We start from the raw sequence: 10,468 nt of genomic DNA on the forward strand, positions 1-10,468 counted from the left end.
GGATGCTTCAATACGCTACTGTAGCAAAATCCGGAGCGCCCTGATGCATTTACTCCAGCGTGGTTAGCCGCGCAGGCGCATCTCCGGATCCATCAGGCGCAGCATGAACGCTTCGCATTGCGCCAACTGCTCCAGAGCCACGAATTCATTGGGGCGATGTGCCTGCTCAATGCTGCCCGGGCCGCATATCACGGTCGGGATACCGGCGCGCTGGAACAGGCCGGCCTCGGTGCCATATGACACTGCGCCATGATTCTTGTTGCGCGCCAGCGCCGCGGCTAACTGCACCACCGCAGCGTCCGGTTGCATGTTCAACCCCGGCGCCGAAGCCAGCCACTCGAAATCGATCGCCGCATTCGGTTCAACCCGCTGCATTTCCGGCAATAGCGTCGCGGCGAAATCCTGGATTTCCCGATATAGCTTTTCGACATCGACGCCAGGCATGGTGCGCGCTTCGAACTCGAATTTGCAATCCTTGGGCACGATGTTGGATGCCAGCCCGCCCTTTATCAAACCGGTCTGCATCGTGGTGTAGGGAACGGTGAAGCCGTAATCACGGGTTTCCAGCTGTGCGAAGCGATCTGCCATCTGCCGGATATAGACAATGATGCGCGCCGCGTATTCGATCGAGTTGACGCCCATCGTGGTGTAGCTGGAATGTGCCTCGCGACCACGGATGCAGCAGCGGAAACGATGCGTACCCTTGTGCGCGATGATCGGCTGCATCGAAGTCGGCTCACCGACAATGCAGCCGGCTGGCTTCAATCCCAGTTCCTGCAAATCCTTGATCAAGCCCTGCACGCCGATACAGCCGACCTCTTCGTCGTACGACAGCGCAAAGTGCAAAGGCGCATCCATTTTTGCGGCCAGGAATTGCGGCGCCAAGGCCAATGCAGTGGCGATATAACTCTTCATGTCGGCCGAGCCACGGCCGTACAGCAAGCCATCCTTGATGGTCGCCTGGAACGGATCGGTATCCCACGCCTGGCCGTCGACCGGCACCACGTCGGTATGGCCGGACAGGATCAGGCCCGGCTTCGGCCCCTCGCCCAAGGTCGCAAACAGATTGGCTTTCTTGCCTGTCGCGTCATAGGTGAGGCGCGATGAAACGCCAAGACCGGCCAGATAGTCGCGCGTCCATTCGATCAATCCCAGGTTGGAATCGCGCGAGACGGTCTGGAACGCAATCAGGCGTTCGATCATCGCCATGACTTCGGCGGATGGCGTCAAATCGGTGTGAGTTGTGCTGCTCATATTGCTGTCCTCATGATATCCAGGTGCCATTCGACACCTACGCACCTGCCGTATCGTTCAAGTGGCAGGCAGAAAAATGCTTGGGGCTGATTTCCTTCAGCTCCGGTTTCTCGGTTTTGCAGCGCTCCATCGCATGCGGGCAACGCGGATGAAAATGGCAGCCGCTCGGCGGATGCAACGGCGACGGAATCTCTCCCTTCACCGCAAAGAATTCTGTCCTGCGCACTTCCAGTTTCGGCGCCGACGCCAGCAATGCCTGCGTGTAAGGATGGTTGGCGCGCGCAAACACGGTATCCGTCGAGGCCGATTCGACAATCCGGCCCAGGTACATGATAACCACTCGGTCCGACAAATGTCGGACCACGCCCAGATCATGACTAATGAACAAGTAAGTCAAATCAAGTTCGTCGCGCAATTTGATGAACAAGTTCAGCACCTGTGCCTGGATCGACACATCCAACGCTGCCACTGCCTCGTCGCACACCAGGAATTCCGGCTTGACTGCAAGCGCGCGGGCGATGCCCACCCGCGCCCGCTGGCCGCCGGAAAACTGATGCGGAAAACGACGCAGCATGGCGCCATCGAGCCCGACTCGTTGCAGCAGGCTTTCCACATATTCGCGCTGGTATGCGGCATCGACCATGCCATGCACCAGCGGCGCCTCGCCAACGATGTCCTGCACCCGCATGCGCGGATTCAGCGACGCATACGGATCCTGGAAAATCATCTGGATCGCCAACTGTTTTTTGCGTCTTGCCGCAACATCCAGTTGTTCCAGCTGTTCGCCTTTCCAATAACGCGCGCCGGCGCTCAAACTATGCAGCCCAACCGCCATCCGCCCCAGCGTCGACTTGCCGCAACCAGATTCGCCAACCAGGCCGACCACCTCGCCGCGCTCAACGCGCAAGCTCACCTCATCAACCGCATGCACCACTTCTTGCTGCATGCCTGCGCCGAATACATTGGCGATACGCGCCGCACTGTCCAGCGTCTTGACGAAGCGCTTGCTGACTGCCTTCAACTCAAGTAGTGCAGTTGCCGGAGCCGCATCCACCGCGTCCGCAATGTTCTCGTTCATCGCCTGGCTCATTGCACCGCCTCCGCGACACGTTCGTGCAAAGGGTGATAGCAACGCAGCATGCGCTGCTCCACCGCGCGCAGTTCGGGCGTGTGTTCGCACTCGGCGCTGGCGTAGGCGCAGCGCGTACGGAACGCACAGCCTTGCGGCAGATTCAGCAGCGACGGCGTCATGCCGGGAATCTGCTGCAACGGCTGGCCGCGTGGATTGCGCGACGGCGCCGAGGCGATCAAACCATGTGTGTACGGATGGCGCGGCTGCTCCAGCACCTGTTGCACCGTGCCGCTTTCAACGATACGGCCGGCATACATCACCGAAACCGTATCGGCCAATCCGGCCACCACCGACAAATCATGCGTGATCCAGATCAGCGCCGTGCCGGACTCGCGGCATAGCTTCTGCATTTCATACAAAATTTGTCCCTGTATCGTCACGTCCAGCGCGGTAGTCGGTTCATCGCAGATGATCAGGTCCGGCTTGTTCAGCAAGGCAATCGCAATCGCAACGCGCTGCCGCATGCCACCGGAAAACTGGTGTGGATATGCGAGCAGGCGCTCATCCGGCGATGGAATACCGACCCGCACCAGCGCTTCGCGCGCCATTTCATGCGCCACCATCCGGCTGACATCCTGATGCGCCCGCACCGCTTCCACCATTTGCGTATCGATGCGCAAGACCGGGTTCAGGGTCATCATCGGATCCTGGAAAATCATGGCGATGCGGTTGCCGCGAATCTTGCGCATCGCCTCCGCAGGCAAGCTGCGCAGATCGCTTCCATGCAACAGGATTTCGCCGCCAACGATTTTCCCCGGGGGATCGATCAAGCCCATGATCGAATAACCGGTCATCGACTTGCCTGATCCGGATTCGCCGACCAGCCCCATGATTTCGCCGCGCTTGATCGAAAACGATACCTGGTCGACCGCCTTCACCAGCCCTGCCCGGGTGGTAAATTGAGTCTGCAGATTATTGACGACCAGGGTCGCTGTGCTTGGTGTACTCATTCGATGTTGTCCACTTTCATCCGATGTCTACTGCGTTTGCAAACGCGGGTTGAGGACATCGCGCAACTGATCGGCCACCAGGTTGATGGTCACCACGGTCACCAGCAGAGCGATGCCCGGGAACACGCTGATCCAGTATTTCCCCGACAGCAGATATTGAAACCCGTTGGCAATCAACAAGCCAAGCGATGGCTCGGTAATCGGCAATCCAAGGCCGAGAAACGACAAGGTCGCTTCCAGCGAGATCGCTGACGCCACCTGCAATGCGGCGATCACGATCAACGGCGGCAGGCAGTTCGGCAGCAGATGCCGGAACATGATGCGCAACGGCGACAAGCCAAGCGCAGTGGCAGCTTCGATATATTCCTTCTTGCGCTCCACCAGCGCCGCGCTGCGCGTGGTGCGCGCGTAATAGGCCCACTGCACTGCCACCAGCGCGATGATGATCTTGTCGACACCACGCCCGGTCAGCGCCAATAAAATCAACGCGATCAGGATCGGCGGAAACGACAACTGGATATCCGCCACGCGCATGATGAAGGCTTCAGTGCGGCCGCCGGCATAACCTGCCAGCAATCCCAAGCTCAAGCCAAGCGACAGTGCGATGACAGTGCTGACCACGCCGACCATCACCGATATGCGGATTCCATACAAGATCGCTGACAACATGTCGCGGCCTTGATCGTCGGTGCCAAGCAGATAAGTCATGCTGCCATCAATCGAGGTCTTGCCTGGCTCCAGCCGCGAATCCATCACGTCAAGCTTGGCCAGGTCATACGGATTCTGCGGCGAGATGATCGGCGCGAAGACCGCTGCCAGCACAATCAACACCAGCAAGATGAAGCCGACAGTCGCAATTTTGCTGCCGAAAAAATTCCCCACGAAACGCCGCCACGGCGTCTCTGCATTCATGAATGTTTGCGTCAATTCCATTTCAGCCTTTGCTTTCTGCCAGACGTACGCGCGGATCTAGCGCCGAATACAGCAGGTCCACCACCAGGTTGATCACGATGAAAATAGTGACGATCAGCAGCAGGTAAGCGACGATTACCGGCCGGTCCAGTACACGGATCGAATCGATGATCAACTTGCCCATGCCAGGCCACGCAAATACGGTTTCGGTGACGATCGAAAAAGCGATGATCGAGCCGAACTGCAGCGCAATCACGGTGACGATCGGTATCAGAATATTTTTCAGCACGTGCACGCCGATGATGCGGCTGTTGCGCAATCCCTTGGCGCGAGCGAATTTGACATAGTCTTGCATCAGCGCTTCTTGCGCGCCGGACCGCGTCAGGCGGATCACCAGCGCGATGTTGAACAAGGCCAGGTTGAATGCCGGCATCAGCAAATGCTTCAAGCCGTCCCAGCTGAGGAAGCTGACCGGTAAGCCGAACAGCAATTCGGTTTCGCCACGGCCGCTGGTCGGCAGCCAACCGAGTTGCACCGCGAACACCATGATCAGCATCAGGCCGACCCAAAAAGTCGGCAGCGAAAAACCGAGTATCGATATAGCCATAATGCTCTTGCCGGTCACGCCATTGGGCCGCAGGCCGGCAATCAGGCCAAGTGGCAGTCCCAGCACGATAGACAGTAGAATCGCCGCCGACGACAATTCCAGCGTGGCCGGCATGCGCTCGAAAATCAACGCCAGCGCCGGTGTCGAATAAGCGAACGAACGGCCCATGTCGCCCATCATCGCGTTCTTCAGAAAGATGAAATACTGCAGCCACAACGGCTTGTCGAGGCCAAAGGCGATGATCACCTTGGCGCGCTCGATCTGGTCGGCATCAGGGCTGATCAGCACGTCGACCGGATTGCCGATCGCATATACCCCGATGAATACCAGTAGCGACATGACCAACAGCACGGCAACGCTTTGCAACAGGCGGCGAATAATAAAAGCCAGCATCGATTAATCCATAAAAAATCCGCTCTCCATGATCGGCGAGCGGATGTCCGCGACCACTTTATTGCGGATAGAAACCGTAAGCGTGGGTACGCTCATCGGTACGCGGGATATATACGATACCTTTTTTTGTGGCCCATGTGGTCACTTGCTGGTGAATCGGGATCACGCCACCGTCATCGATGACCATCGCCGTAGCCTGTTGCAGCAAAGCGGAACGCTCCTTGTCGTCGACCGTGGTCATGGCCTTGAACAACACGGCATCCATGTTCTGATTGCAGTATTTAAGCCAGTTTACCGCGCCCATCCCTTTCGCCGGATTGTCGCAAGCCACCATCGCCCGCAACGGCGATGAGACTTCGCCGGTCTGCGCGCCCCAGCCCAGCAGGCCGATCGAATACTCGCCCTTGGCGCCGCGCGCCGCATATACCGACATCGGCGCGCCCTCAACCTTGGTGGTTACGCCGATGCGCGACCACATCTGGGCAATCGTCTGGGCAATTTTTTCGTCGTTGATATAGCGGTTATTCGGCGTGTGCAGGGTCAGGCCGAAACCATTCGGATAGCCGGCTTCAGCCAATAATTTCTTCGCCGCTTCAGGATCGTACTTGGGCGGTTTGAGGTTCGGGTTATGACCGAACAGCGCCGCCGGCACCAGGTTGACGGTGGGTTCCGACAAGCCCTCCATGACACGATCGCGGATCGCATCGCGATTGATGGCGATCGACAGCGCGCGGCGCACGCGCACATCCATCAGCGGATTCTTGTCGAGCGGCTTGCCGTCCTTGTCGGTGACGAATGGCGATTTTTCGCGACGCGTGTCGGGATACAGATAGATGACGCGGTGCGATACCTTGGAGTAAAAACTCAGGTTCTTGTCGGCCCGTACCTTCGCCAGATCCGGTGTCGGCACGTTTTCGATTGCCTGCACATCGCCGGCCAGCAACGCCGCCAGCCGAGTCGCATCGTTGGGAATGAAACGCAACGTGACTTTGCTCCAGGCCGGTTTCTTGCCCCAGTAATCATTATTCCTCTCCAGCTCGACACGGTCATCGCGCTGAAATTTGACGAACTTGAACGGCCCTGTACCAACCATCCCCTTGCCGCTGGAAAAATCGTCGCTGCTGATGCCCTGCGTAGCTTTTTTGGAAACGATATAAATTGATGTCAGATCGGCCAGCAGCAATGGATACGGCTCTTTGGTGGTCAGTTGTATCGTGTACGGATCGATAATTTTTTTGCTGACGATTGCCTTGGTATAGGTATCGAATTTGCCGGGGCTACCGACGATCGTCGCCGGCCGGTCCAACGACCAGGCCACGTCTTCTGCCGTCATCTCGCTGCCATCGTGGAACTTGACGCCCTTGCGCAGCTTGAACTCCCACGTCAGGTCGTTCACCAGTTTCCACGATTCCGCCAGCTTGGGAATGATGTGGCTGTCGGCATCCATCGCCACCAGTTGCTCGAAGATATGGTCGGAAACGTTGATATTTGGAAAAAGATTGTAGAAGTGCGGGTCCATCGAAGTCGGCGGGGAACTCATCGCCAGTTTGAACTCCTGCGCCGCAGCGGGCGGCAGGATCGGCGCAAACAGCGCCAGGCAGAAAACCATCTGTAATACACGCAATCCCATAGCTGGCCATGACATCAGACGCATAATGCTCTCCTGTGAGTGAACACCGACGGACCGTGTAGGCGTAATATACAGAAACTGGACGTTACGCCACTAACCATTTTGTAGGCAAAAGGCGTGCCATCGATATCAGGAAATATCAGGAGCAAAATATGAATTTGATCGATCCCATCATCGGCTTCCAGGCCGAGCTACAAGCCATCCGACGCGATCTGCATGCGCATCCGGAACTCAGTTACGAAGAACAGCGGACTTCCGATGTGGTTGCCCGCAAACTCACCGAATGGCAGATCCCGATCCTGCGCGGCCTGGGCGTCACCGGCGTGGTCGGCATCGTGAAAAACGGCAACAGCGACCGTGCCATTGGCTTGCGCGCCGACATGGACGCCTTGCCGATGCAAGAATTGAATACTTTCGCCCACGCCTCCCAACATCAGGGCAAGATGCACGCTTGTGGGCACGACGGCCACACCGCCATGCTGCTTGGAGCGGCACATCACCTGGCCCAACACCGCAATTTCGACGGTACCGTGTACCTGATTTTCCAGCCGGCGGAAGAAGGCGGCCGCGGCGCCCAGCGCATGATTGACGACGGCTTGTTCGAGAAATGCCCGATGGAAGCGGTGTTCGGCATGCATAACTGGCCTGGTGCGGCAGCCGGCAGTTTCGGCGTGAAGCCGGGTCCGATGATGGCCTCCAGTAACGAGTTCGAAGTGATCGTCAAAGGCAAGGGCTCGCATGCAGCGCAGCCGCACAAGAGCATCGATCCGGTCATGGTGGCGGTGCAGATCGCGCAAAGCTGGCAGACCGTCGTGTCGCGCAATATCAATCCGAATGATCCAGCGGTCTTGTCAGTAACGCAGATCCACAGCGGCAGCGCCACCAACGTGATCCCGGATGAAGCAACCTTGATCGGCACCGTGCGCACATTCTCGGTAGCTGTCCTGGACACCATCGAAACACGCATGCGCGAAATTGCGCAACACACCGCCGCCGCCTTCGACGCCGAGGTGGAATTCCGCTTCCATCGCAATTATCCGCCACTGGTCAATCACGCCAAGGAAACTGCTTTTGCGGTCGAAGTGCTGCAGGCCATGGTGGGCGCCGACAACGTCAATGCACAGGTCGAGCCGACCATGGGCGCCGAAGACTTCGCCTTCATGCTGGAAAACAAGCCAGGTTGCTATGTGTTTATTGGCAATGGCGACGGCGATCATCGCGCCGGCGGTCACGGCCTGGGTCCATGCAACCTGCATAACGGCAGCTACGACTTCAACGACGACTTGCTGCCGATCGGTGCGAGTTACTGGGTCAATTTGGCCGAGGCCTACTTGAAGAACAAATGATTTCTTGCCCGGCGTGTCCGGGCAAGCAAGCACAGTAATACCTGTCGGCCACCGATCTTTGCACAATGGTGGCCGTTGTACGATCCATCACACTGATTCCCCCATCCCATGACACCAATCGAAGTCGCATACGATATTCCCATGCAGCTGGGCGAATGCCCGCTCTGGCATCCCGAAGAATCCGCACTGTATTGGGTCGACATCTCGGCCATGCAAGTGCATCGGCTGCGTCCAGCCGACGGTAGTCACAACATGTGGCAACTAGACGCTGAACCGGGATGCATCGGCCGCAGCGCCGACGGCGGCCTGATCGTCGCCATGCGGAGCGGCGTGGCGCACCTGGACACGATAAGCGGCAAACTGAGCCGCATTGCTGACGCGCCGTACGACACGGCAACCACCCGTTTCAACGACGGCCGCTGCGACGCCGCCGGCCGTTTCTGGGCCGGCACCATCTACGAGCCACGCGATCACGCCGGCGCCCAACTGTACGCGGTCGAGCATGGTGTCGTGCGCGCTGCCGGCAATCCCGTCACGGTATCGAACGGTCTCGGCTTCAGCGGCGACAATCGCACGCTCTACCATAGCGACACCACCGCCCATCGCATCAGCAGCTACGATTTTGATTTGGCCAGCGGGACAATCAGCAATGGTCGCGTACTGAAGCAATTTGCGATGGACAAGAGCGCCGCCGATTACGGCGGCCGGCCGGACGGCGCGGCAGTCGACAGCGAAGATGCCTACTGGTGCGCAATGTACGAGGGCGGCCGATTGCTGCGCCTGTCGCCAACCGGTGAGGTACTGCAGGAAGTCGTTCTCCCCGTTCGTTGTCCTACCATGATGGCGTTTGGCGGTGACGATTTGCGCACGCTGTACATCACCAGTGTGCGCGAAAAAAGAAGCGCCGCCGAGCTTGAGAAATTTCCTTGGTCGGGCTGCGTGCTTTCATTGCGGGTTGACGTTCCAGGCAGAATCGAACCGGCTTATCTGGCGTGAACCACCGCGCCAAGCGGCTTTCTGCGAGCCGGGCCGTTCTCGTTTTACGACACAATTTAGCTGTAGTTCGGCAGTATTCCCGGTTTTCGACTATCCTTTAGGGCTGTAGCCGCGCGCCGCCGGCTTGTCGGTTCGGGGAGTATTGAACAACAATCGACAACCGTTGTGACAAGCAGCCAAAGGAGTGATGCGACGACCAGCTTGTCATTCGCTTTTTTATATTCTTACGCTCGAAAGCCCTCTATGCAAAAAAAACAAACCGGACTCAAAGTCCTAGCCGTTGCCTGCCTGCTGGCTGGCGTGCACTCAACCAGCTTCGCCGTTGACTCCGCGTCTTTCGAACTCGGTACTGGCAACAAGAGCCAACTGGCCAGGGTTGCCGCCCAGTGGAACTGGAATTCGCCACTCTGGCAAGGCAGCAGCACCCAACTCGGCGGCTACTGGGATTTGAGCCTGGCGGAATTCCGTCAAAACCAATATCAGAATGTTCCCGGCCAGTCCAAGAACCTGACCGATATCGGCTTCACACCAGTGTTCCGCTTCCAGAGCAACGATAAAAAGGGCTTGTACGGCGAAGCCGGCGTCGGCGTCCACTTGATGTCTAGCCTGTATGACAACAACAGCCGCCGCTTTTCCACCGCTTTCGAGTTTGGCGACCATATCGGCACCGGTTATGTGTTCAGCAATGGCCTTGATGTCGGCCTCAAGCTGCAACATTTCTCCAACGGCGGCATCAAAAAACCAAATAGCGGCGCGAACTTCGCCGTGTTGCGGGTAGCTTATCCATTCTAATTTTGATCGCTGATCAAAATGTAGAAACAAAATACGCAAACAAGAAAGCCAGTCGCGAAAGCTGACTGGCTTTTTTTATATTTTTTTTGGGTGTACTGCGAGGAATATTGGAGCGACGTCACGTTTAAGACGCAGTTTCCGTATTTCTTGGCAGCGTCTCAGCATCGGCAACGCAGATTCCCGACGCGCTCAAGCCGCATTCGCATTGAATTGCTCCCGTAGGGTGGGCACGAGTGCCCACGCGGATGTTGATGCGGATGTTGAAGCGGATGTTGTGTGACGTTGGTGTCGCGTTGATGTGGTGTTGCAGAGATATTGAGAGGATGTGTAAAGTGTTCGCGCAAAGCAAAAACCCTCTGTGCGGTTAAGCACAGAGGGTTTTCTAATAAAAGCCTGACGATGACCTACTTTCACACTGGTTGCAGCACTATCATCGGCGCAAAGTCGTTTCACGGT

9 protein-coding genes are annotated in these 10,468 nt (G+C 57.6%); 3 read left to right on the forward strand and 6 right to left on the reverse strand.

The window, feature by feature from the left end:
- Positions 1 to 63: 63 nt before the first annotated feature.
- From argE to ACIPF8_RS16465, 6 genes are read right to left on the reverse strand one after another with little or no spacing between them, the layout of a single operon-like run.
- Complete coding sequence (gene argE / locus ACIPF8_RS16440; protein WP_400422983.1) at positions 64 to 1,254, reverse strand: acetylornithine deacetylase; 1,191 nt, start codon at positions 1,252 to 1,254, stop codon at positions 64 to 66.
- Positions 1,255 to 1,291: 37 nt separating this feature from the next.
- A complete protein-coding gene (locus tag ACIPF8_RS16445; protein ID WP_400422986.1) occupies positions 1,292 to 2,332 on the reverse strand; it encodes an ABC transporter ATP-binding protein in 1,041 nt (346 codons plus the stop codon).
- Positions 2,333 to 2,340: 8 nt separating this feature from the next.
- Positions 2,341 to 3,336 carry an ABC transporter ATP-binding protein gene (locus ACIPF8_RS16450; protein ID WP_400422988.1) on the reverse strand — a complete coding sequence of 332 codons (996 nt, stop codon included), beginning with the start codon at positions 3,334 to 3,336 and terminating at the stop codon, positions 2,341 to 2,343.
- A 27-nt stretch (positions 3,337 to 3,363) separates the two neighbouring features.
- Complete coding sequence (locus ACIPF8_RS16455) at positions 3,364 to 4,269, reverse strand: ABC transporter permease (protein ID WP_400422991.1); 906 nt, start codon at positions 4,267 to 4,269, stop codon at positions 3,364 to 3,366.
- A 1-nt stretch (position 4,270) separates the two neighbouring features.
- Positions 4,271 to 5,248: an ABC transporter permease gene (locus ACIPF8_RS16460; RefSeq protein ID WP_400422993.1), complete on the reverse strand. Its 978-nt coding sequence runs from the start codon at positions 5,246 to 5,248 to the stop codon at positions 4,271 to 4,273.
- A gap of 58 nt (positions 5,249 to 5,306) precedes the next feature.
- A complete protein-coding gene (locus ACIPF8_RS16465; RefSeq protein WP_400423028.1) occupies positions 5,307 to 6,878 on the reverse strand; it encodes an ABC transporter substrate-binding protein in 1,572 nt (523 codons plus the stop codon).
- Between the two features lie 152 nt (positions 6,879 to 7,030).
- Between ACIPF8_RS16465 and ACIPF8_RS16470 the strand changes: the two genes are divergently transcribed.
- From ACIPF8_RS16470 to ACIPF8_RS16480, 3 genes are all read left to right on the forward strand, one after another.
- Positions 7,031 to 8,224, forward strand: a complete 1,194-nt coding sequence (locus ACIPF8_RS16470) for a M20 aminoacylase family protein (protein WP_400422995.1) — start codon at positions 7,031 to 7,033, stop codon at positions 8,222 to 8,224.
- Positions 8,225 to 8,365: 141 nt separating this feature from the next.
- Positions 8,366 to 9,220, forward strand: coding sequence for an SMP-30/gluconolactonase/LRE family protein (locus ACIPF8_RS16475; RefSeq protein WP_400422997.1), 855 nt, complete (start codon positions 8,366 to 8,368; stop codon positions 9,218 to 9,220).
- Between the two features lie 243 nt (positions 9,221 to 9,463).
- Positions 9,464 to 10,012 carry an acyloxyacyl hydrolase gene (locus ACIPF8_RS16480; protein WP_400422999.1) on the forward strand — a complete coding sequence of 183 codons (549 nt, stop codon included), beginning with the start codon at positions 9,464 to 9,466 and terminating at the stop codon, positions 10,010 to 10,012.
- Positions 10,013 to 10,468 lie beyond the last annotated feature (456 nt).

The organism is Collimonas sp. NPDC087041, from assembly GCF_044745265.1.
Lineage (GTDB): Bacteria > Pseudomonadota > Gammaproteobacteria > Burkholderiales > Burkholderiaceae_D > Collimonas.

What these genes read in the sequence shown, in the direction of transcription:
- ACIPF8_RS16475 (WP_400422997.1), top strand. Translation starts at nt 8,366, where the DNA reads ATGCAGCTGGGCGAATGCCCGCTCTGGCATCCCGAAGAATCCGCACTG.
- ACIPF8_RS16455 (WP_400422991.1), bottom strand. Translation starts at nt 4,269, where the DNA reads ATGGAATTGACGCAAACATTCATGAATGCAGAGACGCCGTGGCGGCGT.
- ACIPF8_RS16480 (WP_400422999.1), top strand. Translation starts at nt 9,464, where the DNA reads ATGCAAAAAAAACAAACCGGACTCAAAGTCCTAGCCGTTGCCTGCCTG.
- ACIPF8_RS16445 (WP_400422986.1), bottom strand. Translation starts at nt 2,332, where the DNA reads ATGAACGAGAACATTGCGGACGCGGTGGATGCGGCTCCGGCAACTGCA.
- argE (WP_400422983.1), bottom strand. Translation starts at nt 1,254, where the DNA reads ATGAGCAGCACAACTCACACCGATTTGACGCCATCCGCCGAAGTCATG.
- ACIPF8_RS16450 (WP_400422988.1), bottom strand. Translation starts at nt 3,336, where the DNA reads ATGAGTACACCAAGCACAGCGACCCTGGTCGTCAATAATCTGCAGACT.
- ACIPF8_RS16460 (WP_400422993.1), bottom strand. Translation starts at nt 5,248, where the DNA reads ATGCTGGCTTTTATTATTCGCCGCCTGTTGCAAAGCGTTGCCGTGCTG.
- ACIPF8_RS16465 (WP_400423028.1), bottom strand. Translation starts at nt 6,878, where the DNA reads ATGGGATTGCGTGTATTACAGATGGTTTTCTGCCTGGCGCTGTTTGCG.
- ACIPF8_RS16470 (WP_400422995.1), top strand. Translation starts at nt 7,031, where the DNA reads ATGAATTTGATCGATCCCATCATCGGCTTCCAGGCCGAGCTACAAGCC.